This window comes from Synechococcus sp. H70.2 (genome assembly GCF_047462275.1).
In the GTDB taxonomy this organism is placed as follows: domain Bacteria; phylum Cyanobacteriota; class Cyanobacteriia; order Thermostichales; family Thermostichaceae; genus Thermostichus.
The window spans coordinates 120808-146911 of the sequence record NZ_JANSIU010000002.1 but is presented as its reverse complement, the minus strand read 5'-3'; the positions used below and the strand labels follow the sequence as shown (position 1 = coordinate 146911).

General features: G+C 57.8%; 21 protein-coding genes. 11 read left to right on the top strand and 10 right to left on the bottom strand.

What is annotated here, in order from left to right; genetic code table 11:
* Positions 1 to 120: 120 nt before the first annotated feature.
* The 5 genes from NW822_RS02940 to NW822_RS02920 form a co-directional block, all read right to left on the bottom strand.
* Complete coding sequence (locus NW822_RS02940) at positions 121 to 3474, bottom strand: PAS domain S-box protein (protein ID WP_414403469.1); 3354 nt, start codon at positions 3472 to 3474, stop codon at positions 121 to 123.
* Between the two features lie 130 nt (positions 3475 to 3604).
* Positions 3605 to 4156 (bottom strand): hypothetical protein, encoded by a 552-nt coding sequence (locus tag NW822_RS02935; protein WP_414403468.1) that lies wholly within the window; start codon positions 4154 to 4156, stop codon positions 3605 to 3607.
* A gap of 68 nt (positions 4157 to 4224) precedes the next feature.
* Positions 4225 to 4833 carry a Uma2 family endonuclease gene (locus NW822_RS02930; RefSeq protein ID WP_414403467.1) on the bottom strand — a complete coding sequence of 203 codons (609 nt, stop codon included), beginning with the start codon at positions 4831 to 4833 and terminating at the stop codon, positions 4225 to 4227.
* A gap of 27 nt (positions 4834 to 4860) precedes the next feature.
* On the bottom strand, positions 4861 to 5439 hold the full coding sequence (locus NW822_RS02925) for a Uma2 family endonuclease (RefSeq protein WP_414403466.1): 579 nt from the start codon (positions 5437 to 5439) through the stop codon (positions 4861 to 4863).
* 58 nt (positions 5440 to 5497) lie between these two features.
* Entirely contained in the window at positions 5498 to 6082 is a 585-nt protein-coding gene (locus NW822_RS02920) for a Uma2 family endonuclease (RefSeq protein ID WP_414403465.1), read from the bottom strand.
* Positions 6083 to 6257: 175 nt separating this feature from the next.
* On the opposite strand from NW822_RS02920, the gene csx2 reads away from it, so the two are divergent.
* The 8 genes from csx2 to csx18 all read left to right on the top strand — a co-directional run bounded on the left by csx2 (position 6258) and on the right by csx18 (position 15937).
* Entirely contained in the window at positions 6258 to 7529 is a 1272-nt protein-coding gene (gene csx2 / locus NW822_RS02915) for a TIGR02221 family CRISPR-associated protein (RefSeq protein WP_414403464.1), read from the top strand.
* Positions 7530 to 7768: 239 nt separating this feature from the next.
* Positions 7769 to 10759: a type III-B CRISPR-associated protein Cas10/Cmr2 gene (gene cas10, locus NW822_RS02910; RefSeq protein ID WP_414403463.1), complete on the top strand. Its 2991-nt coding sequence runs from the start codon at positions 7769 to 7771 to the stop codon at positions 10757 to 10759.
* Positions 10756 to 11880 carry a type III-B CRISPR module-associated protein Cmr3 gene (locus NW822_RS02905; RefSeq protein WP_414403462.1) on the top strand — a complete coding sequence of 375 codons (1125 nt, stop codon included), beginning with the start codon at positions 10756 to 10758 and terminating at the stop codon, positions 11878 to 11880. Before cas10 ends, NW822_RS02905 begins: the two co-directional genes overlap by 4 nt.
* A gap of 44 nt (positions 11881 to 11924) precedes the next feature.
* Positions 11925 to 12695, top strand: a complete 771-nt coding sequence (gene cmr4, locus NW822_RS02900; RefSeq protein WP_414366230.1) for a type III-B CRISPR module RAMP protein Cmr4 — start codon at positions 11925 to 11927, stop codon at positions 12693 to 12695.
* 13 nt (positions 12696 to 12708) lie between these two features.
* Positions 12709 to 13101: a hypothetical protein gene (locus tag NW822_RS02895; RefSeq protein ID WP_414403461.1), complete on the top strand. Its 393-nt coding sequence runs from the start codon at positions 12709 to 12711 to the stop codon at positions 13099 to 13101.
* Complete coding sequence (locus NW822_RS02890) at positions 13101 to 13742, top strand: Uma2 family endonuclease (RefSeq protein WP_414403460.1); 642 nt, start codon at positions 13101 to 13103, stop codon at positions 13740 to 13742. The genes NW822_RS02895 and NW822_RS02890 overlap by 1 nt, the downstream gene beginning before the upstream one ends.
* Positions 13743 to 13771: 29 nt before the next feature.
* On the top strand, positions 13772 to 15718 hold the full coding sequence (locus NW822_RS02885) for an RAMP superfamily CRISPR-associated protein (protein ID WP_414403459.1): 1947 nt from the start codon (positions 13772 to 13774) through the stop codon (positions 15716 to 15718).
* A gap of 30 nt (positions 15719 to 15748) precedes the next feature.
* On the top strand, positions 15749 to 15937 hold the full coding sequence (gene csx18 / locus NW822_RS02880; protein ID WP_414403558.1) for a CRISPR-associated protein Csx18: 189 nt from the start codon (positions 15749 to 15751) through the stop codon (positions 15935 to 15937).
* Positions 15938 to 16138: 201 nt separating this feature from the next.
* Here the strand turns inward: csx18 and uvrC are convergent, their stop codons facing one another.
* A complete protein-coding gene (uvrC, locus tag NW822_RS02875; protein ID WP_414362617.1) occupies positions 16139 to 18010 on the bottom strand; it encodes an excinuclease ABC subunit UvrC in 1872 nt (623 codons plus the stop codon).
* Between the two features lie 674 nt (positions 18011 to 18684).
* On the opposite strand from uvrC, the gene NW822_RS02870 reads away from it, so the two are divergent.
* From NW822_RS02870 to NW822_RS02860, 3 genes are read left to right on the top strand one after another with little or no spacing between them, the layout of a single operon-like run.
* A complete protein-coding gene (locus NW822_RS02870) occupies positions 18685 to 19800 on the top strand; it encodes a quinone-dependent dihydroorotate dehydrogenase (RefSeq protein WP_414403557.1) in 1116 nt (371 codons plus the stop codon).
* 31 nt (positions 19801 to 19831) lie between these two features.
* Complete coding sequence (btpA, locus tag NW822_RS02865) at positions 19832 to 20707, top strand: photosystem I biogenesis protein BtpA (RefSeq protein WP_414362616.1); 876 nt, start codon at positions 19832 to 19834, stop codon at positions 20705 to 20707.
* 16 nt (positions 20708 to 20723) lie between these two features.
* A complete protein-coding gene (locus NW822_RS02860; protein WP_414403458.1) occupies positions 20724 to 21806 on the top strand; it encodes a diguanylate cyclase in 1083 nt (360 codons plus the stop codon).
* 64 nt (positions 21807 to 21870) lie between these two features.
* Here the strand turns inward: NW822_RS02860 and NW822_RS02855 are convergent, their stop codons facing one another.
* From NW822_RS02855 to NW822_RS02840, 4 genes are all read right to left on the bottom strand, one after another.
* Complete coding sequence (locus tag NW822_RS02855) at positions 21871 to 23496, bottom strand: peptide chain release factor 3 (protein ID WP_414403457.1); 1626 nt, start codon at positions 23494 to 23496, stop codon at positions 21871 to 21873.
* Between the two features lie 69 nt (positions 23497 to 23565).
* Positions 23566 to 24750 (bottom strand): pyridoxal phosphate-dependent aminotransferase, encoded by a 1185-nt coding sequence (locus NW822_RS02850; protein WP_414362613.1) that lies wholly within the window; start codon positions 24748 to 24750, stop codon positions 23566 to 23568.
* 37 nt (positions 24751 to 24787) lie between these two features.
* Positions 24788 to 25375, bottom strand: coding sequence for a hypothetical protein (locus NW822_RS02845; RefSeq protein ID WP_414362612.1), 588 nt, complete (start codon positions 25373 to 25375; stop codon positions 24788 to 24790).
* Positions 25376 to 25417: 42 nt separating this feature from the next.
* A complete protein-coding gene (locus NW822_RS02840) occupies positions 25418 to 26077 on the bottom strand; it encodes a DUF2232 domain-containing protein (RefSeq protein ID WP_414403456.1) in 660 nt (219 codons plus the stop codon).
* Positions 26078 to 26104 lie beyond the last annotated feature (27 nt).

Genomic DNA, 26104 nt, shown 5'->3' with positions numbered 1-26104 from the left:
TCAGGCTAGGGCAATGATAAGGGATCTCAAGTACTGAGTCAAGCTCTTGGAAGCTATTCTCATCTAGGCTTAAAGCCCCCCTAGAGGCCAGCTTACGAACTCCCTCGCCGGGTGGGGGAGTTATAGCTGCGGCAGATGGGGCAGGTGGAGCGTAAAGGTTGTCCAGCCGGCGGCGCTGCTCACCTCGATGGATCCCCGCAACTGATCCACCATCTGCTTCACCAAGGCCAAGCCCAAACCCGTGCCCCCTTCCTTCCAGGGATCCTTACTGGGAATGCGGTAAAAGCGCTCAAAGATGCGCGTCAGCTCCTCGGCAGGGATCTCTTGGCTGTTGCTGACCTGGATGCGGCTTTGACGATTTTCCGTTTCAATTTGCAAGTGGATGGATCCCTGGGCTGGGGTGTATTTGACGGCATTGTGCAAAAGCTCGCGCAGGATCCTGCTCAACAGCAAGGGATCCGTCGTGAGGCTGCTTTCGAGGGGGACACTGGCGTGAAAGCTCTGCCCCTTGGCGTGGGCCCGCTCCTCGGTAACGGTCAGTAGATCCCCCAGCAGCTCCTGCCAGGTGAGGGCTTGCACCTCCAGAGCGTAGGCCCCCGCCTGCAGGCGCTGCAGATCCAGCAGGTCGTTGATGAGCTCGATTTCCCGCTGGCATTCTCGCTCGGCAATGCTTAGATATTGAGCTCGCTTTTCGGGGGAGGGAGCCATCTGCAGCATCTTCAGAGCCATCTTTAGGCTGGCCAGGGGGGTGCGCAGCTCGTGGCTGACGGTGCTGATAAAGTCATCTTTGAGACGGTTAAGCCGCTCCAGGGCTTGCACCTGCTCTTGGGCAGCTTGGAACAGGCGCGCCTGGCGCAGCCCAATGGCGCATTGGTTGGCCACTTGCTGGATCAGTTGGATCTCCTGGTTGTCAAAAGGACGTGCAGCCGAGCGAGAAATCCACAGATCCCCTAGCACCTGGCCTTTGTCTAGCAAGGGACAAGCCATCACCACCTGGCGGTTTTCTGGAGCCGTCCCTGAGAAGCAAAATAGACAAAGCTGTCCTCTGAGCAGTTGCCGGTGAATGTCGTCGTAGGGCCCTCCCACTAGGGGTAGAGAAACGTTCAGGTGGGAAGCGGAGCGGGGGCAATACTCGTAGCTGATGGTGGAAAGGGTAAGGTCGGCGTTGTAAAGACCGATATCGCAGCCATCGGCATCTAGACTCTCTCCCAGCTCGCGCACGGCGTCGCTGAGGATCTCGGCTTCGTCGAGAGAATCGCGCACGCGGTCGGTGATGCGTTTTAGGATGGCCTCAAATTGCAAAGCCCGCTCCAGCTCGGCGGTGCGCTGTTGCACCTTCTCCTCTAGCGTTTGGTTTAGGGCTTTTACCTGCTCGTAAAGCTGGGCCTGCTGCAAGGCAATGGCCAATTGCTCCGCTAGCTCTTGCAAAAGCCTGATCTCCCTCTCCTGCCAAGAACGGCTGGCGCGGCAGTGCTGCGCCACCAAGAGGCCCCAGAGCTCCTCCCCCCGCCGAATGGGGATCACCAAGTTGGCCTGAGCCTGGAAAGAGTCCAAGAGCTCCCGGTAGCAGGGATCCAAAGGGGCCGTGGCCACATTGTCGATAGCCTGCACAAAGCCCTGCTGGTACTTGCGATAGCAGGGATCCTGGCGAAAGCAAGCATCCCACACGGAGCGGCCCAAGTGGCTGGGCCAGGGATCCAGGACGGACTCGGCGGCTACAAACCCCCCCATGCCCTCCTGCAACTGGTAGATCATCACCCGATCCACCTGGAGAAACTCTCGCACTTCCGCCGCCGTGGTTTGCAGGAGGGGCTGCAAGTCCAGCTTCTCGCGGATCCGGCGCAGCAGGGATCCCAGAAGTCTTTCTCGCTCTGCCTCTTGCCGCAGCAAATCCTGGGCTTCTTTGAGAGGGGTTATATCCACAGCAATGCCGCAAATGGCATAGGGATCCCCTTGCCAATCCCGCAGGGCAAACTTGGTGATCCACGTTTCTTGCTTTTTGCCGTCTCGACAAATGGTGCACTCATAGCTGATGGGAGCGGGAGACTGGATGGCCCTTTGATCTCCCTTGCGGAACTCCAGAGCTTCCTCTGGCGAGAAGAACTCCGTATCGGCCTTGCCGAGAACTTCTTCTGGGAGTTTACCGTTTTTTTGCAGGTAAGCTTGATTGACCTGTAAGTAGCGGCCCTGCAAATCTTTAACAAAGATGGGAAAAGGGATCCCGTCGAGGATGGCCTTGAGGCGGGCTTCGCTTTCCCGCAGCGCCAGTTCTGTCTCTTTTTGCTGGGTAATGTCGCGGGTGCTGCAGACGATTCCTGCCACCGCAGGATCCTGCAAAAGATTAGTACAGCGGCTCTCTAGCCATACCCAATGGCCATCCGCATGCTGTGCCCGATAGATAAAGCTGAGCGTTTCGCCAGGTCGAGCCTTGAGTTGTTCAAGAGCACTGGCAATAATCTCCTGATCTTCTGGGTGAACCCAATCCAAAGGTATAAGTTCTCGCTCCTTAGGACAACGACCTAAAATTTTCTCAGCAACTGGGCGATTGAGAGGATAGACCAAGCCTTGGGCATCGATCCAGCACAAAATGTCGTGGCTGTTGTTGAGAAAGGCGCAAAAGCGCTCCTGTTGTTCTTGCACCCGTTGTTCCAGCCGCTTTTGCTCGGTAATGTCCAAGGTAATGCCGAGGTACCCCAAACCTTTGGACTCATCCTGCAGCTTCACGGCCAGGCGATAGACATAGCGCTCTTGGCCTTGAATGATTTCCTTGCCCTCCATCTGGAAAATCCCTTGCCGCTCTAGGTCGGCTAGAGCTTGGCAAGTGAACTCCAGCCACTGGGGGTACTGCCGAGCCCCCTCTTGCAGGGAAGTGCCCAGCAGGTCGCCAAACCAGGCACGGTCGGTGGCATTTTGCAAAATCAGCACCCCCTGGGGATCCCTGGCCCATATGGCTGCCGGCAGGGCGTCCAAGAGGGCTTGCAATTGGGCTTCCCGCAGCCGCAGATTGTCTTCCAGTTGCTTTTGCTTGGTAATGTCTCGGCCGACCCCGCGAATAAACTGCAGCCGGCCCCGCCGGTCGAAGATGCCCTGGTTGATCCACTCAAGCCACCGCACCTGTCCCGCCGCGTCCACCATCCTATCAACCCTCGTGAAGGTGGGCTGCTGAGGGGTGAGCTGGGCTATTTGCTGCCGCACCTGCTCTTGCTCCTCTGGCAACAAGGCCTCGACCCAGCGCCGGCCCCGCCAATCGCCCAAAACCCTCTGGCAGACTTCGTTGCACTCCACCAATGTCGTGTCGGGCCGCGCCAGGGTGACGATATCGGGAAAACCAACCTGGGCCTGATGCAGCCGTCGCCTTTGCCAGAAGACAAGCGCCAGAAGCGAGGCTGCCCACAAAAGCAGCCACGGCCAGTTGCGCAAAGTATCCCTGACGACTAGGCTAACGGTTTCTAGAAGCCCCCCAGGAATAGTCATGACGGCTTAGCATTACTAATACGCAAGAGCACCTATCCAAATCCACACCCATTCTCGACAGCTTTCCAAGGATTGCCAAGTATTACAATCAACAGCTCACGTGGCTTCGGGAGCAACACAAGAGGAAACCTCACAGGTTCATATAGGCCTGAATCCAGCCTGCCAGCCGCTGCGCCAAGGCAAGGGCTTCCGGCTCGCCTTTTTTGATCGCCGATTGGCTACTGAAACACGCGATTACTTCTTCAAGCTCTTGTTCAAAAGCACCGCGGCGAAACTGCAAGCGTACCTGAGCTTGTATCTGAAAGCTTTCCTGGGCCTCTTTATCCAGGATCTCTTGTCCCAGCCGCTGCAGCCGCACCCCTTGCAATTGAGCGAGAGGATAAGAGAAGACCTGCTGCCGCCAAATCCCCCAAGGGCCACCCAGCCGGGTCAGGGTCACCCGCTGCCGCTCCCGATCCACACTCAAAATCTGCCCCAGCCCCCAAGGGATCCCAATCCCCAGGCCCGCTGCTACAGCCAGCAGCCCCAGCAGGGGGGAAGGCTGCCAGAGCTGGGATCCCAGTGCCAACAACCCCAGCCCCGCCCCCACCCGCCAGGCCAGTTGCTCAGGGGTAAACCTTTGCAGGGCAATCCGCAGCCGTCTGGGGTTGCGCTCCAGAACTTGCAGGTGAACCAGCGCCATGGAAGGGGATCCCGTTTTTGGGGCCAGTTTAGAACCCTGGAGGGTTTTGTTGCTAGGTTCGCAAAAAACTAAAACTCAGGTTCGGCAAAAAACTCCGACAAATCCAAGGCAAACCCAGGGATCACCTCTTCGCCTTCTAGGATGTCGCCTGGCCGCTTCAGTGCTGTGGGCTCAGGCTGACGGTAAACCAAAACATACTTTTCTTCGGGATGAATAAGCCAAACAAGGCGGGATCCGTTCTCAAAATACTCGACGATCTTGTTGTGGATCTCTCCTACAGTGTTGTCATCAGAGAGAACTTCCACAACCAAATCTGGGGATCCCTCGATATAACCCTTGGGGATCCCGCCAAGGGATCGCAGCCGCTCTTTGGAGAAGAAAGAACAATCTGGGGAGCGTCGATTGCCGGATTTCATTTTAAACGAAGTGTCGGAATCGAAGACAACACCCATTTTTTGGGCTCTAACATAGGCAGTCAGGAAAAAACTGATTAAACTAACGTAGTAGCCATGTCTTGCACCCGCTGAGCCCATCGCAATTAATTTTCCATTTACAACTTCGTAGCGATTGCCATCATCGGGCAGAGCCATAAACTCTTCATCAGTCCAAGTCTTCCCAGAAGCTGTTGCAGAGCTTTCGGTAGGTTCCTTTGCTAGCCTTTCCAGAGCTTCAATCATGGTAGCCCTCTCAGATAGCTAAAACAACTAAGGGATCCCAGCCTGAGCAAACACATCCTGTGGGACAACCTTCAAGCCCGGCAAGAAGTTATCTTGGACAACTTGGGATCCTGTAAAGGTCTTTGGTGGGGCATCGGGGTAGAAGATGGTGATGCTCTTGGCCTGCGGATCTACAATCCAAACGCGGGGGATCCCAGCTTCCAGATAGTCCGCTGCCTTTTGAACCACAGCCCCAAAACTCTGGCCGGAAATCTCCACTACCAGTTCGGGAGCTGTTGGACAAGGGCCGTCTTCCACCTGCTGCTCCGGCCAGCGTTCAAACGAAACATAGAGCAAATCAGGAACGGGAAGCCACTTCTGACCCTGCTTTTGCAAAACAATTGCCAGCTCTGTATATACATCTCCCTTGCCTTGACACCACGCATCCAAAATGAAAAGCAATCGCTTCTGCAGAGAGGCATGAAATCTTTTAGGGGACATCGGCACATCTTTGGGAACAGCTTGCCCATCAACCAGCTCATAGGTCACATCTTCCTCTGGCAAGGCAAGAAACTGTTCTGGAGTGAGTTTTTGATGGGAAGCTGATACCTCTGCAGTTGATAGCATCACGAGTTCCTCATCGCTAACTCTCTTCTTGACTCCAGCTCAAACTTGTCTGAGCCGGCTAAGGGATTCCAGCCTGGGCAAACACATCCTGGGGAACAACCTTCAAGCCCGGCAAGAAATCATCTTGGATGGCTTGGGATCCCGTAAAAGTCTTTGGTGGGGCATCGGGGTAGAAGACGGTGATGCTCTTGGCCTGCGGATCCACAATCCAAACGCGAGGGATCCCGGCCTCTAGATAGTCCGCTGCTTTTTGAGCCACAGCCCCAAAACTCTGACTGGGAGAAAGAATCTCCACTACCAGTTCGGGAATGGCCGAACAGGGCTCATCGGCCATGGCTTCAATTGGCAATCGCTCATGGGAGATGTAGGTGATGTCTGGGATCGGGATCCAGGGCTGTGCTTGTCGGGTAAGGAGAATTGCCCATTCAGTATGAGCGGATCCCGGCTTGGGGCACTCAGCAGCGGAGCACCAGTCCTCAAGGATTCGCCAAAGGATGGGCTGGAGACGAGCATGGAAGCGCTTTGGCGACATGGGTTCATGTTTGGGAACAGCTTGCCCATCGACCAGCTCGTAGGTAATATCTTCCTCTGGCAAGGCGAGAAACTGTTCAGGAGTCATCGATAGCTTTTCGGTCGAGAGCATGCCAGGATCCCCATCGTTCTAGAGGTCAACTGCTTCCTAGGCTAACTCTGGCCTCTTTCCACCTTCACTGCTTGGGAAAAGGCGTCTTGTTTTCGTGAAGGGGGGGCTTCCAGGTCGCGGTAGCTTGCAGGCGGTTGTGCTTTGATGCTTTGCAGACCCAACCGCGAGGATCCCCATGGCTAAAACCCTTTTGACCACCCTGGGCACCGGCGATTACACCGAGACGGTGTATTGTTTTGGGGAGCGGCGGGCAGAGAAAACCTGCTACGTTGCCAAAGCCCTCTGCCAGCTCTTTGAGATTGACAGAATTATCCTCCTGCTGACGGAAGAGGCCCGCGCCAAGCACTGGAGCCGCCTGCAGGAAGATCTACCTCCCCATGTGGAGAAGGTGGCCAAAGGCATTCCTGAGGGCAAAACCGAGGCGGAGACCTGGGCCATCTTCGACGTGCTGGTTGACAGCATCGAGCCCAACACCCGGCTGTTTTTTGATATCACCCACGCCTTTCGCTCCATCCCCCTGCTGGTGCTCTTGGGAGCTGCCCTTTTGCGCAAGGCCAAAAATGTCGAGATCCAGGGGCTCTACTACGGCCTCTACCGCCCTGGTCAGGCAGAAACCCCCATTATCGATCTCACCCCCGCCCTTCGGCTTTTGGACTGGCTGACGGCCACCGACAAGTTCATCAGCACCGGCTCAGCCCTGGAGCTGGGACAGCTTTTGGACAGGGTTCAACGGGACTTTTACCGGCAGCAAAAGCCCGGCAAAGGGGATCCCAGGCCTATCCGGCTGCAGAGCTTTGGGCAAGCCATCCGCGACATCTCCCGTTCCCTGGAGCTGGTGAGGCCGGTTAGCCTTTTGGAGGACGACCTGCCCAGGTTGCAGAAGCACTCCACCCAGGAGTTGGCAGAGGAGGTGGGCCAATTTGCCAAGCCCTTTGGCCTGCTGCTGCAAAGCATTCAAGATAGCTACAGCCAACTGGCGCTGCCGGCAGACCAGAAGGAGGATCGCCGAGCTCAAGTTCAAAAGCACTTTCAACTGCTGCGCTGGTATGTGGAAAAGCGCTTCACCACCCAAGCCCTTCTCTTGGCCCGCGAGTGGGTGGTTTCTGCCCTTTGCCTCTGTGAGGGGATCCAAGACTACCGCAAACGAGAAGCGCGGCAGGGAATTGAACAGCAGTTGGGATCCCTCATCCAGCAAGCGGAGCCGGCTCAGTTCCTTCCTCCCATTGCCGCCCACGTCCCCGATGTCCAGCAGCTTGCTGATCTTTGGTCTCGCCTTAGCCAGTACCGCAACGACGTGGCCCATGTGCAGATGAATCCCGAACCTCTTCCCAGCGAAGCTCTGGAGAGCTTTGTGCTGCGGGATCTGCTGCCCAGGCTGGAGGCGCTGTTTCCGGAATTGACCCGGACAGAAGGGGAATTGGAAGGGGATCCTTCCATTTCTCAGTAGGCTACAGACATCGGCCCACCCTCAGGTTTTGGGTTTTCAAGCTCGGTCAAACAGTTGGCAGGGGCTTAGCTTGTACAAGTCCTACTGAGCTGGAGAAATACTAAAGAAACCTGAGGGCTGGTCGGGATTGGTGGATTTTGTTTTGTAGCTTCTGCAGCCAGGTATCGGGTGGCTGTTGGGGTTTTGTTTACTTTTTTGTTTCTTGCGCGTTCAGTTTTTAACTCTCCTGCGAAAACACCATGTCTCATCACTACTGGCAAGCGAAGCTCTGGGGTTTGCTGCACGACCCTGCCCTCAAGGCCCTCCACGACGCCTCTGGCCGCGCTAAGGAAGGGCTGTGGCCAAACCTAGCGGCGATGCAAGGGTGGATCTCGCCCAAGGCAGAGGGATCCCTCCTAGCAAGCGTTGGCGATGCGGATCTGGTTGCCGCCGCCAGCGATCGGGCTGCCATTGGCCACCTGCCGGTTGCCATCGACTACCAGGTAGCCGATCGCGGCCACAGCCTGGGGCCGGGCCTGGAGATGAGCCATCTGCTTTCGGGGCGCAAGCGCTTTTGGCAACTGCCCGAAGAGGAACACCGGGCCCTGCAGCAAGCCGGCTCCCGCGCCGAGCACCTGATGCAGCTAGAGAAAAAGGTGATTCCCGATTGGATCCGGCAAGAAGAGGAAGATATCCAGAAGGTGTTCTGGTGGTTCTGGCGCTGTTTTCCCCAGGCGCTGGTTCGGGAGTTGGGCGATGAGAACCTCCTGCTTTTGCCGGCGGAAACGCGGCTGCCGGATGGATCCCTGTGGAGCCACACCAGTGTCGTGGCGGCCCTGGCGGGCTGTTTGGCCGGCTACGACGAGCCCAAGTTCACGCGGCCCTTTTTGGCCAGCTTCACCTTCAACCCCATCCAGGAGCTGATTAAAGCCAGCCGCAAGATGCGGGATTTCTGGGCCGGATCCTGGCTGTTGCACTACCTCTCGGCACGGCTTTGCTGGCGCCTAGCGGAGAAATACGGCCCCGACTGCCTGCTCTACCCCAGCCTCTACGGCCAGCCGTTGATCGATGCCTGGCTGCTGGAGCGATATCCCGCATTTGCCGAGTGGATCCCGCAGCCTTCTGCCCACGCCCTGCTCACCGCCGGCTTCCCCAACGTGATCCTCTTGCTGTTGCCGGAAGAGCGGGTGGAGGCGGCCATGCAGTTGGCCCAGCAGACCCTCAAAGAAGAATGGCGCCACCTGGCCGAAAGAGCGCTGGAGCACCTGCAACTGGAGCGCCGCTGGCTGGTGCAGTTGCGCCCGGAGGATCCCACCTGGGAGGGATGGCTGGAACACCAGTGGCAGCTCTACTGGGCAGCAGCACCCCTGGGATCCCCCCAGCAAAGGCTCAAAGACACCGCCATCCTCAAGTCCCAGGAGCCGGTCGAACGGGATCCCTGGGTCAGCGCCCAAAACCGCACCTACCACCTAACAGGAGAGCGGCAGCTTTTTGCCGACGCGGAGCTGAAGTTCCTGCGGATCAGCTTCTGGGATCCCCAAAAGCAGCAGCACCGCCAGGGCAAGCCGGGGCTAAATGTCGGCTCCTGGTGGGCAGCAGCCGTAGAGGCGACGCGCCGGCTGCAGGCTGCCTGCAAACAGGCCCGCGATTGGCAACTGCCGGTGGCCTTTGGACCGCGCAGCACTGTCTCTGGCGTGGGGCCGGTGGTTCACCCTTCCCCCAGGGATCGCTGGATTGGCGAAGGGGAGAGCCGGCGGCTTTGGCAGCGGCAGGCGGGGCTTTTCGATGGCCGCGAGCAGCTCAACGCCACCGAAACGGTCAAGCGGGCCCTGGACAAGGTGTTGCCGGAGCTCTTTCCCAACCTCGATGAAGACAAGATTGCCGCTTCCTACCCCGATCTCACCGCGGGTGTGGCCGGCTACCTGAAAACCCACGGGCGACGGGAGCAGGAGCACTTGGAGCAAGCCTGCCGGGCCGTTGAGGCCATCCACCCCGGCATTCGGGAAGTGCTGCGGGAGATGCGCGGCAAGTGGGGGATCCCGTGGGCCGACCAGCAGAACCTACGCTACCACCCGCGGCTGCTCAACGCCGGCTGGCTGGTGGAAGACCTGGAAGTAGACGCAGCAACCCAGAAGCGCTGCCGCCAGGAGATAGACGCCACCCTCACCCGCCACTACCCCAGCATCAACCCCGCCAGTTGGTACGTGCTGGCCGCCGGCGACGGCGACGACATGGGCCAGTGGCTGAGGGGGGAGAAGATGCGACCCTACTACGACTACCTACCCCAGCCGCTGCAGCGCCTAGCCGATGGCTGCAAAGACACCATTGGCCAGGTCATCAACTCCGAGGAGCTCAAGCAGGTCAAGGACGCCTTCAGCGAGTTTGTTAAAACCAGCCGCAAGCGCATGGGCCCGGCCACCCACAGTGCCCTCAGCCGCGCCCTGTTGGATTTTTCCGGCCAGTTGGTGCCCTACCTCACCGAGCAGCGCTACGCCGGCAGGCTTATCTACGCCGGGGGAGACGACGTTTTGGCCTACACCAACCTCTGGGAGTGGGATGGCTGGCTCTGGGACATCCGCCAGTGTTTCCGCGGCGGCGAAGACGACTGGCGGGAGTTCGCCAACGAAGGGGACTACTGGCAGTGGCAAAAGGCGCAGTTGCCGCCTGGCCTCAGCCGCCGCCCTCTTTTTACCCTGGGATCCCTGGCCAGTATTAGCTTTGGTGTGGTGATTGCCCACCACTCGGTGCCCTTGGCCATTGCCCTGGAAAATCTCTGGGAGGCAGAAAAAGGCGCCAAAGGGCAGGCTTATGCCCATGGCAGCCCCAAGGACAGCGTCCAGGTGCGGGTGCTGTTTGCCAACGGCAACCAACTGGTGGGCACCAGCAAGTTCGACACCTTCGACAAGTGGAAAGACCTGCTGGATTTTGACTGGAAGTTGCTGGGCCAACAGCAGGATCAAAGCTCGCTGTTTGAGCAGGCCGCCCAGCTCTGGGAGCAGCACCCCGCCCCCCGCGTGGAAGCTGTGCCCGATTGGGCCCGCTTGTTCTGTAGCCGCCGGGATCTCTTTGGCGGCGAAAGCGAGCAGAGGGATCGCTTCCAGGCCAAGCTAATCGAGTTTATCCAGCACTTTTGGCAGCACAGCCTGCCCGCCCAGCCGGCAGCCTGGGATCTGGCCATCAAAAACTGGTTTAAGCTAGCGGCCTTTGTGCTGCGCAACCGCACCGTGAAATTGGGGAGGAACGGTCGATGAGTTGGTTTGTGCTCTCGCCTTTGGATGTGTGGATGTTTCGCGATGCCAGGCCCTTTGCGCCGGGGGAGCGGGCCTGGGCCACCAGCGGCTTTCCGCCCAGCGGCCACACCCTGGCCGGAGCCATCCTGGCCCACCTGGGCCAGCCGGCAACCCTGCGCCTGCGCGGCCCCTTCCTCTGCTGGGATGAGCAGCTTTACTTCCCCAGCCCTCTGCACCTTGACCAGGGATCGCCGCTGGTGCCCATCCCCTGGCTGGAAGAGGAGCATTCCTACAGCGGCTACCGTTGGGATCCCACTCGGCCCGCCCCTTTGGTAGCAGCAGCTCCGGAGGAGGAACGGCCAAGCCCCAAGCAAAAGGCCGCCGGCTACCTGCCCTTTCAGGCGGTGCAAAAAGCGCTGCAGGGCAAGGGCTGGGATCTGGCTCAAGCCGTTCCGCCCCCCTGGGTGGCGGAGGTGCGGCCCCACAACACCCTGCAGGCAGGCAAACGTCAGGTGCGAGAAACCGATGGCTACTTTGTGGAAACCTGCATCCGCCTGCAGGCCGGCTGGAGCCTGGCTCTTTCCATCGAGTGCTGGGATCCCGAGCGCGAAACCTGGGATCCCTTGCCTCTGGAGCAAGAAGTTGTGGTGCGGCTGGGGGGAGAAGGCCACGGCGCTCTCCTGGGCCCTTGCCCAAAGCTGGGCAAGCAGTGGCAAGCGCTGCAGGAGCTCTCCCAAGAGACCTTCCGGCAAACCCGGCGGGCCTTGGCCTACCTGGTTACGCCTGGAGTGTTTATCAAGAAGGTGGATGGGCGCTCCCTCTGCCGCGCCTGGCCCTGGGAATGGCGCTTGGCCACCCCCCACCCTGCCCACTCCCTCACCGGCCCTCTGGTAAGCGTGGCCACCGGCAAGCCAGTTCCCATCAGCGGCCGCCTGCAGGTGGATTCCCTAACAGAGCCGCGCAAGACCAGCTTACCGGCTCCGCAAGTGTTTGCCGCCCCGCCCGGCAGCGTCTACTACCTGGAGCAGCCGGCTCCCCTTGGGCAGGACGAGCCGGAGCTGGAAGATGGCCGGCTCAACGTCTTCCACCGCTGGCGGCTGTTGGGCTACAGCGAGTTGCTCTGGCTGCCCTGGACCAACTGATGCTTTTGCAGCCCTGTTCTTTGTCGATAAGGAGTGTTTTTTCGATGACTTTTCACCTGGTCTATCTCACCCTGTTAACCCCCCTGCACACCGGCGGCACCACCCAAGAAGGCAACCTCTTGGGCATTGCCCGCGAAGCCCACACCAACTTGCCCTACATTCCTTCCAGTACCATCCGCGGCAAATTGCGGGCCAGTGTGGCTGAGAAAGAGTTAAAGTTTGAGCTCTTTGGCAACGAAATTGGGGAGGGGGATCAGCTTACCCAAGGCTCCATTTGGATTGGGGATGGATCCCTGTTGTGGGTGCCGGTGGCTTCCCTCAGCCACGGCGTAGTCTGGATGAGCTGCCCCCTCTTGCTCAAGCGCTGGCTGCGGCTAAGTGGCCAGCAGTTGCAGGTGCCGGATCCCTATAGCACCAACTTGGAGACAAACCGGCCCCTCTACCTCAAGGATGCCATCCTGAAAAATGGCCTGAAAAAGTGGGCCAACTGGCAAGACTTTGTCAAGTCTTCCAGCATCACCCGCGTCATCGTTTTGCCGGATCAGCACTGTGCCACCCTTATTCAAATGAGCCTGTGGCGGCAGGTGAAAGTTAAGCTCAGCGAGCACAAAGTTGTAGAAGGCGGCTTTCGCTACGAAGAGGCCATCCCCCCCGATAGCCTGATGTACTTCACCTGGGGGGTAACAGCCCAAGCCAACGGCAGTTCCCAAAAAGCAGTGGAGCAATTTCGGAAGCTCCTACAGGATAACCAGCTCCTGCAAATTGGCGGTCAGGAGAGCCTAGGCCGGGGCTTTGTCGAGTTGTCTTGGAACTAGTTGAGGAGGTTTTATGGAAACTTTTGATCCCCGCACGTTGGCCAAGCCTGTTTACGAATCCCTTCGCCAGTTAAGGGCTCAAACCAGAGACCAAGAAAAGCTTAAAGAGCAGAAAAACCAGGCTGTGGAACTCTACACCTACCTTTCCACCTGGGGCCTGCTGCGCCTTAAGGCAGAAGAAGATGCCCTCAGCCAAGACGGCAAAAAGCAAGTGGTCAAGGAGTTCTTTAGTTGTCTGGAAGAGATTTCTGGCCAAAAGGGAATTGCCAACTCCAATGGTCTGGATCGTCTTATGGGATTGAGCGCTGAAGAGTATCTAGGTTTAACAGGGCTAGGGCTGGCTTTGGCTCAGGAGTTTGGCTTTTGGGCTACGGCCATCTACCACGACATCAAAGGAGGAGAGTGATGGGCGTCGCGATCCCCCTGCAAGCGATTTCCCTGCAAGAAGGCAGCCGAGTGGTTATTCATTCTCTTACCTGGCAAGACTGCGAGAGCATTCTGGAGGAGCTGGGCGAAGATCGCCACACTCGCATTGCCTACTACGATGGCACTTTTGAGATCATGTCTCCCTTATCCAAACACGAGCGCCTTCATCGCATTGCCAGTGACATTGTAAAGGCTCTCTTAGATGCTCAGGGGAGAGATTGGGAAGACTTTGGCTCAACAACCCTTAAAAAGTCAGGCAGGGCTGGAGTGGAGCCCGACACCTGCTTCTATGTCAATCACCTGGAGTTGGTGCGAGGTTGCGAGGGCAGGATCGATGTCGATCAGTTGCCCCCACCTGATTTGGCCATCGAGTCCGACGTTACTTCCCAAACTTTTATCGAGGCCTATAGAGCCATCAGCGTGCCGGAAGTTTGGATCTTGGGTGAGCGAAGTTTGCGGATCTTTATTCTGCAGGGAGAAGACTACGTAGAATCAAGCCGCAGCCGGCTTTTTCCAGACTTCGACATCCCCAATCTTGTACCTCAACTCATTCGACGCGCCCTAGAAATTGGTACCAGCACCCTGTTGCGTGAATTTCGCCAAACCCTTGGCAATTCCTAACCCTGTTTCCCGCTTTTGGAGAAGATCCCATGACCGGTCATCGCCCTGCTCGTCCTGGCAACACGCCTCAGCCGCTTGCTCGTCCCCCCAGGCCAGGGGATCCCAGCCGCCGGCCGCCTCAGGAAAATCGAGGCCCCAATTCTCCTAGAGGAGGCAATGGAGGAGGCAACAATCCTCAGCCCTCGCCTTGGCTGGGTCACCCCTTGGATCCCACGCCCAGGCCGGATCCCACCGCCGGTTTTATTGAATATCTGCGTTGGATGCGAGCGCCGCTCGATGCTTTTAAAGACGGCACCAAAGCGGAGCTGGTGCACCAAGTGGAAACAACGATTAACCTTGGAGCCCGCTTGAAAGTTTTGAATGAGCGCACCCAACGCCTTGCCAGCGACACCTTTCAGGTTACCTGTCCCTGGCGAATTCGAGTCGGTGGGGCCAAGGGTCCAGAGAGCATGTTGCTCCCCGCTTTCGATCACTTAGGGATCCCTTACATTCCTGGCTCCACCCTGCGCGGTGTGGCCCGCTCCCAGGCCATTCGGGAGCTAATGCAGGAGCGTAACCTATCTTGGGATCAAGCAGACCAAGCTGTAGCTCCTTGGTTTGGCCACCTACAAGCTGAGGAAAAAGATAGCGCCGGCAAGGTGATCTTTTTGGATGCCTATCCGGTACCCACTCGGCCCCAAAGGCGGGAGGATCCCGATAATTCCAAAACGGGGGGGCTGGCTGTAGATATTGCTAATAACGTCTGGAAATGGAATGGAAAAAATCTTGAATACTCGCCCAACCCCAACTTGTTCTTCTCTCTCAAGCAAGCCACTTTTTTGATTGGCCTGCGCAAAGGCAGCGGCTGCACCGATGAGATGCTGGATCAAGTTAAGCAATGGCTCCTCCGGGGTTTGGAGCAAGGGGTGGGATCCCAAGTAAATACTGGCTACGGCCGGCTGGTTTCCTCAGGAAGATCCCCCGACAAGTACCAGGGAGAATTCTTGCGGCTGCCCTTTGAGCTAGAAGGCCAACTCATTCACGGGCGCCAGGTAGTCAACTGGAGGCCTGATAGGAATCGCTACGACAACCGATCCATCGCCGAAGTGCGGCCCGTGGCCTTTAAGAATATGCTGCGCTATTGGTTCCGCACCCTTGCCCTGGGAGTTTTGCCGGTCGATCAGGTGCAGGAGTGGGAAGGGCAACTTTTTGGCGCCATCACCCCTAAGCAAAAACACGGCTGGATCCATGTAGATCTCCTAGATGGCAAAGTCTCTCAGCCGGAGCCAGAGCCCAATCAGCAAGGAAGAAATAAACCTGCCGGACGACAAGAAGGGATCCTCGTCTTGAGTCTTTCGGGGGAGTGCCAAAATTACGCCTCCCAAGCAGAGCAGGAGGCCGTGAAAAAGCTCTTTGCCAACCTCACCTGGATGATGTTCCATCTGGGAGGGGTGGGCCAAGGGGCCAGAAGACCCTGCTACTCCCGCCAAAACCGCGAGCGGGCTCCCTGGTGGCGCGGCTCCACCCTAATTCCCACGTCAAAGGATGCCTTTTGGGAGCTGCCGGAATCGGTGGCTGAGTTTCAGAAGCTTTTCCAAAAGCGTCTGGAAAACTTTTTTGCTGCTCTCAAGACTCTGACCAAGCAGGCTATTAACCCCAATAGCCCAAGAAGTGTTGGCCGAGTTGACAGGGATAAATGGCTGCAAGCGGTGGATGCCAACTGCCAGATTGTCGTCTGCAGCGGCGAGGAAGACTTTAACAAACCCTATGCCCTGGCCACTTTGCATCGTCTTGGCCGGCAGGGCGAAGGCCGGTACGACAAATTCTTGTGTGGGGGTGTACAGGGAGGTGCTCTGCCCTCTCCAGTTTGGATTGCCGATTTGGGTGATTACCAAGTGGTTACCGTTTTTGGAGCAACGGCGGATCCTAGGAAAAGGTATCTTGACGAGCTCAAGAGAAGTGCCGATAGCTTTGGAGTAATCTGGCCCTTGAGATAGGAAAAATCTTGGAGAGTTTTCGGGAAAACCATTCCTAGAAAGAAGACCAAAGCCAAAGTTCTCAGAAACCTTGTTACAGCTACAATTAATGGCTTGATTACACTAGTCATTCTGCTCATTGCCCCCTTGGGCCTGGCAGCCGTGATTACCAACACTATTCTGGTTACAATTGCCAGCTTCTTTTCTGGAAGCTTAACGGAGACTTTTGTCAAGTCCTGAAATTTACCAGAAGAGCGCCAACCCAAAACTAGCACTTCCATAGATCCAAGGCGAGGCTCAGAGAGTCTGCGCCGAGATGATTGTTTCCCAGCAAGGGTGCAGGCTAAGCCTCAGGCAAGAGTTTGTGCTGGTTCATTTGGGCGATTTGCTCTTGCAGGAGGTACCTCTGCCCTTGCTGGAGCAAATTTTAAGTTTGGCCCTTTACCCCCCTTCTGCTGTTGCTGGCGACTCTGTTTCGGCTTCTGGATGGAAGTAGCGGTAAATCTGGCGGGCCAGCTTGGGGCCAATACCTGGCACCTGGGCCAACTGCTCTTCTGTGGCCATTTGAATGCGGGCAAGGGAGCGAAACGCCTCCATTAGCAGCTTTTGGCGCTGCTTGCCCAGGCCAGGGATCTCCTCCAGCACAGAAGCCTGTTGGCGTAGCTGCCGCTGCTGGCGATGGTAGGCCAGGGCAAAGCGGTGGGCCTCATCGCGGAGGCGCTGCAACAGCAGGCGGGCCGGATCCTGGGGCGGCAGCCGCAGCGGCAGGGGATCCCCGGGCCGAAAGATCTCTTCCTCCCGCTTGGCCAGGGCAATCACCGGCAGGTGATCCAGGCCCAGCTCTGCCAAGACCGCCATGACTGCCGCCAATTGCCCCTTGCCGCCATCAATGAGCACCAAGTCCGGCTGATCCTCAGGGGTCATTTTGCTGAAGCGACGCCGCGCCACTTCGGCATGGCTGGCAAAATCGTCGGAGTGGCCGGGCCGCACCTCGGGGTTGCGGATCCGGTAGCGGCGGTAGTGCTGCTTGGCTGGCAAGCCATCAATAAACACCACCTGGCTGCCCACGGCATCGGATCCCTGGAGGTGGGAAATGTCGTAGGCTTCCAAGCGGCGGGGGGCTGCCGGCAAATCCAAAACTTCTGCCAAGCGTTCCAGCGCTTCTGCCTCCCGGCTTGCTAAGCGCTGGCTGCGGGCTAGCTCCAGCCGGGCGTTTCGCTCCACCAGTTCAATTAGCTCCGCTTTGCTCTGCCGCTGGGGGGCAAGGAGGCTGACCTTGCGCCCCTTTTTTTGGCTTAGCCAAGACTCAAGAAAATCGCGATCCGGCAGCTCGTACTGGGTCAAGATTTCCGAGGGAATTTCCACCGGGTCGCAGTACTGGTAATGCTCTTGCAAAACTCGCTGCAAAATCAGGGCTGGGTCGTCGCCACGGTTTTCAGCAATAAACCCCAGCCGCCCCACCAACTTGCCCGCCCGCACCTGAAACAACTGGATGCAAGCTCGCAAGTCATCCATAGCCAAGGCCAGGGCATCGCGGCTGACGGTAGAGTTGGGCAAAGACACCTTCTGGGATTCGCCCAGTTGTTCTAGGCCGCGAATTTGATCCCGGTACCGCGCTGCCGCCTCGTAATTTTCTTGCTCGGCTGCCTGGGCCATTTTCTCCTTCAACTCCCGGATGAGCTCGTCTGTCTGCCCCTGGAAGATCATCGCCACTTGAGCAACGGTCTTGCGATACTCCTCCGGGCTGATCAAGCCCTGGCAGACACCAGGGCAACGCCCGATGTCATAGTTCAAACAGGGGCGATCTTTGTAAAGGGGCTTGGGGCGCTGGCGCAAGGGAAAAATGCGCTTCACCAGGCCGAGGGTGTAACGCAGCAGACCCACATCGGTATAGGGCCCGTAGTACTTATCTTGATTTTGGTTGAGACGGCGGTGGCGGGTAATGTAAATCTGAGGGTAAGGCTCTGACCAGGTAATGCACAAGTAGGGATATTTTTTGTCTTCTTTGAGGAGAACATTGTAGGGCGGCTGATAGGTTTTAATGAGATTGTCTTCCAGGGCTAGGGCTTCGCTTTCGTTATCGGTTACGATAAACTCGATCTCACATACCTGGACCACCATACGCTGAATGCGAGGGGAGAGATCCTCGAGGCAGCGAAAATAGGATCGCACCCTGGAACGTAGCTTCTTAGATTTGCCTACATAGAGGATTTGATCCCTGGCATCCCGCATTAGGTAGACACCAGGCTCAGCAGGGATCTCCTTGAGTCGACTCTCCAGCAGCTCTGGGTTTTGAATGAGAGGGACAGTCATAGGGCTATAGCTAGCGTCAGGGATCCTGGTTCCTAACATCGCCCTCCTCCCAACCCTTCTTCCTACAGGGGGAGGGGAGTCAGGGTTCGTCACTGTAATCTCAATCTAGCAATGATCCCGCACCAGAGAGAACAACAAAGCTGCCTAGGAAGGAAGCAGGTGTTGGGTGCTGTTCTTGAAACATGAGGCAGGGAAACAGTTGCTTGGGTAAGCTCGTGAGAAGCTCGGTGATTTTCACTCTTTTTGATACCTCGCAACTGGTGGTGCAGTTAACTAGAGACCCGTCAATGGAAAATAAGAGCTCTCTGAAAGCCAATTACTAGGGTGTCGGGATTGGAAGGCGTAATGTACTTAGCTCAACGCAGCAGTTCTCCTTCATCTCCTGGTCTCAATCTATTGTCTTGATAGGGCGCTTTGGCGATAACAAAAAAACATATCCATTTATAGGGCGTGTTACTCTCGGTAACCGTTTCAAGTGATATAGACAAAGTTTTCACTCCTTGAAGAGCAAGCGGTACACACAAACATTTTGGAAAGAAAATCGCGCCACTCCCAACAAAAGGCTTGCGGTAATCAGCAGGGCAGAGCACCCCAAGCTAAAACTAACACCCCCTCTCGGCCACTCCAGCGAGGGGTGGGGAGTGGTAGCATGGCTTCCAGCGAAGTCCTTGCTAGTGAATCTGTATCGGGATCTGCTGCAGCCGCTACTGTTTTCCGGGCTAGGGGCTGACCCGGAGACGCTCAAGGTGGCCTTCCTACGTACCTTGGAGTGGCTAGACGTTACCCAGGCCACTGGGATCTTGAGTCTTTTGGAGCGCCTCTTCTGCTATCGGGATCCCCGGCTGGAGGTGCGGCTATGGGGGCTGACCTTTCCCAATCCCCTGGGTCTAGCTGCAGGTTTTGATAAGGACGGCATAGCTTTGGGGGTCTGGCCCCGCTTGGGCTTTGGCTTTGTGGAGGTGGGCACCGTCACCCCCCAGCCTCAGCCGGGCAACCCCAAGCCGCGCCTATTTCGGCTGCCCCAGGATCGGGCTGCCCTCAATTGCATGGGCTTTAATAACCAGGGGGCAGCCGCTTTGGCCGAGCGGCTCCGCCGCCTCCCCCAACGTCCCATCCCCATTGGCGTCAACCTGGGCAAAGGCAAAGCTACGCCGCTGGAAGCTGCCGCCACGGACTACCTGGCCAGCTTTCGGCTGCTGCGGGAGCTAGGGGACTATTTTGTGGTTAACGTCAGCTCCCCCAACACGCCAGGCTTGCGATCCCTGCAGGCTGCTGAGCACCTCGCACCCATCCTGGCTGCTCTGCAGGCGGAAAATCAAGGCAAGAAACCTCTTTTGGTCAAGATTGCCCCCGACCTGGACTGGCCAGAGATTGACGCCATTCTGGAGCTGGCCCAGGCCTATGGCCTGGCCGGGATCATAGCCACCAACACCACTCTGCGCCGTGACCATCTGAAAACCCGTTCCCTCCCTGGCCTAGGGCCTCTGGCTACAGCAGCCGGTGGCATCAGCGGCGCCCCGCTGCGAGAGCGCTCCACCCAGATCATCCGCTACATCCACCGGGCTACCCAGGGACAGCTGCCAATTATCGGCGTGGGGGGCATTTTTACCCTAGACGATGCCCTGGAGAAACTCGCTGCCGGCGCCAGCTTGCTCCAGGTCTATACCGGTTGGGTCTATGAAGGGCCAGGCCTAGTTCCTCGCTTACTGCGCGGCCTTGCTGCCAGCTGGCAGGGTTCCGCCCCCTCCCCGTTCCAGGAGAATACCCCCAGGGATTCCATCCAGACGTAAGATTGTTAGGGATCCTTGAGGGAGGCTGCCGGTGAGCCTGCTGCAGTGCCTTTTCAACACCTCCCATCCGGTTATTGGAGTGGTGCATCTGTTGCCGCTACCCACCTCCCCCCGTTGGGGCGGCGACTTAGAGCAGGTGATTGCCCAGGCGGAACAGGCCGCTACAGCCTTGGCTGCAGGGGGCGTCAACGGGATCCTGGTCGAGAACTTCTACGATGCCCCCTTTGCCAAGGATCAGGTGGACGCGGCGGTGGTGAGTGCCATGACGGCAGTTGTCCAGCGGATTAAGATGCTGGTCTCCCTGCCCATTGGGATCAACGTCCTGCGCAACGATGGCTATAGCGCTCTAGCCATTGCCGCCTGTGTGGGGGCGCAGTTTATTCGGGTCAATGTCCTCTGCGGAGCAATGGTAACTGATCAGGGCATCATAGAAGGGAATGCCCACCGCCTACTGCGCTACCGCCGCGAGCTAGGGGCTGAAAATATTAAAATCTTTGCCGATGTGCTGGTGAAGCATGCGCAGCCCCTTAGCCCCATTAGCCTCGAGACAGCTATCCTGGATACCCTAGAGCGAGGTCTGGCCGATGCCATCATTCTCTCTGGTGAGGCGACTGGCAAGCCGCCTCGGTTGGAGGATCTGAAGCTAGCCCGCCAAGTGGCTCCTCAGGTACCCCTTCTCATTGGCTCAGGGGCCACCGCTGAGAACATCGGCACTCTCATCCAGCACGCTGATGGAGTAATCGTAGCCAGTTCCCTAAAGCGGCCGGCTCGTGCAGGTTATGCAGAGCTCTTCCCCCTCATTGACCCGATTCGGGTGCGGGAATTTGTGGAGGCGCTGCAGCAGGGGATAGGAGGGGGTTCCGCTAGCCCTACCTACCTCGCCACTCCCACTTCTGGCTGTAGTTAGACTTGGGGGGCTCCTGATGTGGTCAGCCAGCTGCAAGAGCGGGGATCCCAATACTGGTCTAGCCGCTGAGTTCCTAGAGGAGAGGGTAGGGAGCCAAGTTGTAGATCAGGTTCCCCGGATTTGGGTCATCGATGACGATCCGACGATCCGTCTCTTCATTGGCGAGGTTCTCAAAGCCTGTAACTACCAGGTGGAAACCTGGGAAGATGGCCAGGTAGCCTGGGAGCGGCTCCAGGCGCTCGACGAGAGCCAGTGGCCGCAGGTGGTGATCTGCGATTGGGTGATGCCCAAGCTCTCGGGTCCGGAGTTCTGCTGCCGTCTCAAGGGATCTGCTGCCGGCCAGTTTGTCTACTTCATCTTTCTCACGGCCCGCTCTCAACTTGAGGATTGCATCCAGGGGTTGGAGGGGGGAGCAGATGAGTTTATCGCTAAGCCGGTGGCTCCTGAAGAGCTGCGGGCACGCGTGCGGGCAGGGCTGCGCCTCCAGCAGCTTGCCCAAGCCTTGGCTCAGGCCAACCGACAGCTGCGAGCCCGCAACGAGCTGTTGGAGTCTTTGTCCTTGACGGATCCCTTGACTGGTGCCTTGAATCGCCGCGCCCTTGACCAGGGACTGCCCCATTTGCTGCAGCAGGTGGGGCCGCGGGGGAAAGCCCGCTACCGCTACCTCTGCTTGTTAATGCTGGACGTGGATCACTTTAAGCAAATCAACGACACCTACGGCCACTTCGTGGGCGACTGCGTTCTGCAGGCCATTGTGGGACGGCTGCACAATCGCCTCCGCCCCTCCAGCCTGCTCTACCGCTACGGCGGGGAGGAATTTGTCTGCGTTACCCCTGGGCTGAGCCCCTCCCGCTGTCAACAGTATGCTGAGTCACTGCGCCAGGCTGTTGCCAGCCGTCCAGTGGAGGTTTCGCCTAAGCGCAGCCTGCCCGTAACCCTAAGCATCGGTGGGATCGTGATTAGCGAAGATTATCCCCTGGCGCCGGAGGTTGCCCTGCAACAAGCGGATAAGGCCCTCTACCAAGCCAAACAGGCAGGGCGTAACCGGGTGCAGCTTTTCTGGCCACCCCTACCCTGTACCGAAAGCGGGGGCGACTAGGCCCAGCTTCCTTAGCCAGATAGCAAAGCTGGCAGGCTCCCCGAGAAGATTGCCCTAAGGGGCTTTACAAACGGCCATTGGATTCTGGGCTAAGCTCAGCCACAGGCGCAATTTTGCTTAGCTTAACCTTGGGATTACTGCTTACAAATTGCTGCAGAGTCCATTCGTTTTTAAAGAGCAGAACCGGCCTACCTTGAATATCTTTGACAATTAGAGTATTGAACAGACTGGGGATATCCCGAAGGGCCTCCCAGCCATTTTCTACCCAGCGGGCTAGAGTGTAGGGCAGCATCTCCAAGCGGGTTTCAACATTGTACTCATGCTCCAGGCGGTACTGCAGCACCTCAAACTGCAACTGGCCCACTGCTGCCACAATGGGATCCCGTTTGGATTCATCAAGAGAATACATAATCTGCACGGCCCCCTCTTCCCGCAGCTCTGCAACGCCCTTCTGGAACTGCTTAAACTTGGAGGGGTTGGGATTTTTGAGATAGGCAAAAAGCTCCGGAGAAAAGCTAGGGATCCCGGCATAGCGCAGCTTTGGGCCAGTGTAAAGGGTATCTCCAATTGTAAAGATGCCAGGATTGTTCAAGCCAATGACATCCCCGGGGTAAGCTTCGTCAATAGAGATGCGCTCTTGAGCAAACAGTTTCTGGGGGTAAGAGAGGCGGATGGGGCGGTTGAGGCGGGCATGGTTGACCACCATGTCTTTCTCGAACTTGCCGGAGCAGATGCGTACAAAAGCAATGCGATCCCGGTGGCGGGGATCCATATTGGCCTGCAGCTTAAAGACAAAGCCGGTAAACTCAGGGTAGTCCGGGGGGATCAGCCCTGCCGTACTTTCGTGAGGCATTGGCGGCAGAGAGTACTCCAAAAACGCATTGAGAAACAGCTCTACCCCAAAATTGGTCATGGCGCTGCCGAAGAAGACGGGGGTTTGCTTGCCAGCATGAACCTGCTTGAGATCCAAACTGGGCATGAGGCCGTCCAAGATCTCCAATTCTTCCTTAAATCGGTAGTACAGATCTTTTTCAATCAGCTCTTCAACTTGCGGATCCCCAAGTTTCATAACTGTATCCTTGACCCGCAGTCTTCCCCCAGAGACGCGCTCAAAGAAGTGAAACTCCTGCGTGCGGCGGTCAAACAAAGCTGTAAAGCGCTCCCCCGAGCCAATAGGCCAGGTCACAGGATAGGGCTTAAGACCCAGCTCGGTCTCAATTTCGTCCATAAGCTCAAGGGGATCCCGGCTGGGGCGATCCATCTTGTTGATAAAGGTAAAAATTGGCAATTTCCGCAGTTGACAAACTTCAAACAGCTTGCGAGTTTGGGGTTCTAGCCCTTTGCCGGCATCCTCCAGCATCACGGCGTTGTCAACTGCTGCCAGGGTGCGGTAGGTGTCTTCGCTGAAGTCTTGGTGGCCGGGAGTATCGAGGAGGTTGAGGCGAATATTGCGGTAATCAAACTGCAAAACGGTGGAGGTAATGGAAATGCCCCGCTGTCTTTCCAGTTCCATCCAGTCGGAGGTAACCCGCTTTTGAGCGCGGCGGGCCTTCACGGCCCCAGCCTCCTGAATGGCTCCCCCGTAGAGCAAAAGCTTTTCCGTAAGGGTGGTCTTCCCGGCATCGGGGTGGGAAATGATGGCAAAAGTGCGCCGCTGCTGGATGGCTTTGGCTAAGTCTACTTCTTTCATCGTCAAGAGGCTCCTCTACTCCAATCCCGCTGGTCTCACTGGGCGCTGGCGGCATTGAGTCCCTCTCGTTCAGAGGGAGGAGAGAAAGCGGTGCAGCCGTTCCAGACCTTTTTCCAGGGTGGCGCGGTCAGCGGCATAGGAGAGGCGAATACAGTGATCGGCTCCAAAGGCCACACCTGGTACGGCGGCCACATGGTGCTCTTTGAGCAGCCGTTGGCAAAACTCCACCGAACTTAGCCCTGCTTGGCTGATGTTGAGGAAGACGTAAAAGGCCCCCTCGGGCTCTGGGCAGCTCACCCCTGGCAGGGTGCGGATCCCCTCCAGCATCAGATCCCGCCGCCGCCAGAACTCTTGGCGCATCTTTTCTATTGCTGGCGCCGAAAGGGGACTGGTCAGGGCTTCCAAAGCGCCGTACTGCGCAAAGGTGCAGACGTTCGAGGTGCTGTGGCTTTGCAGGTTGATGGCTGCATCGATAATGGGCTGGGGTCCGGCCAGGTAGCCGATGCGCCAGCCGGTCATGGCGTAGGCTTTGGCAAAGCCGTTGCTGAGGATCAGGCGCGGCATTAAATCAGGGCAAAGGGCTCCCAAGCTGAGGTGGCGGGCTTGGCCGTAGACCAGCTTCTCGTAGATCTCGTCGCAGACCACGTAGAGATGGGGAGCCGAGAGGATCACCTCCGCCAGCGCCTCCAGCTCGTCCTGGTGATAGACCGCACCGGTGGGGTTGGCGGGCGAGTTGAGAATGAGCAGCTTGCTGCGGGGGGTGAGGGCCTGGCGCAGTTGAGCGGCGGTGAGTTTGAACCCCTGCGCCTCTTGGGTTTGAACCCGCACCACCTGCGCTCCGGCCAGGGCCACCATTTCGGGATAACTGACCCAGTAGGGGACGGGCAGGATCACCTCATCTCCTGGATCCAGCAGCACCATGGCCAGGTTAAAGAGGGTCTGCTTGCCACCGTTGCTAATCAAGATCTGCTCGGGGCTATAGTCCAGGCCGTTTTCTCGGCGCAGCTTGTCTGCCACCGCCTGGCGCAGGGCGGGGATCCCAGCAGTGGGTCCGTAGCGGGTTTTCCCTTCCTGCAAGGCACGAATGGCAGCTGCCCGAATATGTTCAGGGGTGTCAAAGTCCGGCTCACCGGCGCTTAGGATACAGACATCCAGACCCTCTGCCTGCATGGCTTTGGCCAGCGCCGAGATCGACAGCGTTGCCGAAGGAGAAAGGCGGGCAACCCGTTGAGACAAGCCAGCAGCAGACACCATCAGTTGGGGATTGTACGGTTAGGCGAGTTCTCAGCACCTAGGCTACGGCTGGCAAGAGGCGGCTGCCATCCACGAGCAGCAGCTGGTGACCTTCCCGCTCCGCCAGCAGATCCCAAAACTCCCCGGCAGTAGCCCCTGGCAAAAACCCTTCCAGGCGTAGCCGCAGAGGTGGAAATTGTTTGTTGCCCTGGGGCTTGCGCCGCACTGTTGTCCAGATGTAGCCCTCGTGAGGCTCGACGATGCCGCGAATGTTAAAGCCCTCCTCGGCATCTTCAGGGGCGGGCAAAAAGGGCTCCTCCTCTGCCCCTGGGTCCTGCTCTTCCTCGGGCAGGGCCAGGATGCGGATAACGCTCAGGCCCAAGGTACCTCCCGACCGTGGCTGCGGCTGCACGTAGTACCAGTAGGTGTGGCCGCTCTCAATGCAGTGGGTGAAAGAGCGCAGTAGCCCGGCACGGCCAGGGGTGGCTGGGTATTCTACACCATCGGTGGCAACCAAGGTTGCCTGGGCATAGGTCTTCGGGATCGGCTTCAGGGATCCCTTAATCAGGCCCAGAGCGCGAAACTGGTAGGGGTGGGCAGGCGGCGGAATAGGGTTCATGGGGCTTAGGGACAAAACTGGTAGCACCAAAGGCAGGGCCTCTAAAGTTTATCTTATGGCGAGGACCCCCTAATCCAGCAAAAACTGCACCCACTTTGGCGGCGGCGGCAGCGGACAGCGGAAATGCTCCATGACCAGAGCTGCCACCAAATGCACGGTAAAGGCATAGACCAGGGAGTTAAAGGCAATAAACCCTAGCACTACCCCCTGAACCATCCAGGGTTCTGCCACCCAATACAGGCCAAATCTGCCCAGAGACATGTCCAACAGCCAGTTGGTCAGGCCAGTAAGTTGGATGGTGAGGTAGGTCCAGAGGTTTTCTCCCAGCAGCAGCGAGGAGAGCAGCAGTTGGAAAACTAGACCAAAGGTGCTGAGGGCAGCACCGCTGACCAGCGAGAGGTACCAGGAGAGGCGTTGCCGCCACAGGCAGGCACAGCAATAACCCAGAAGACCATAGGGAATGACATAGAGGATGCTGCGGGTAGGCCCCATCAATACTGTCAGCAACAGGGCGGAAACCACCAGCGCCATCGCTCCAGTGCGGGGATCCCAGCGCATCACGGCCAGCGCCACGGGGATAGGGAAAAACAAGCGCATAAACGGGGCCAGCGGTGTGTAGCTCAAGATCCAGATCAAAGCGGCAGTGCTGGCTAAAAAAGCCGTTTCCACCACCCTTAAGGCAGGAGAAGGGGGTGGAGAGGGGGGTAGGGGGGGGAAATCATCCTGCACAGGCGGCCCAGCACGGAAAAGACCACT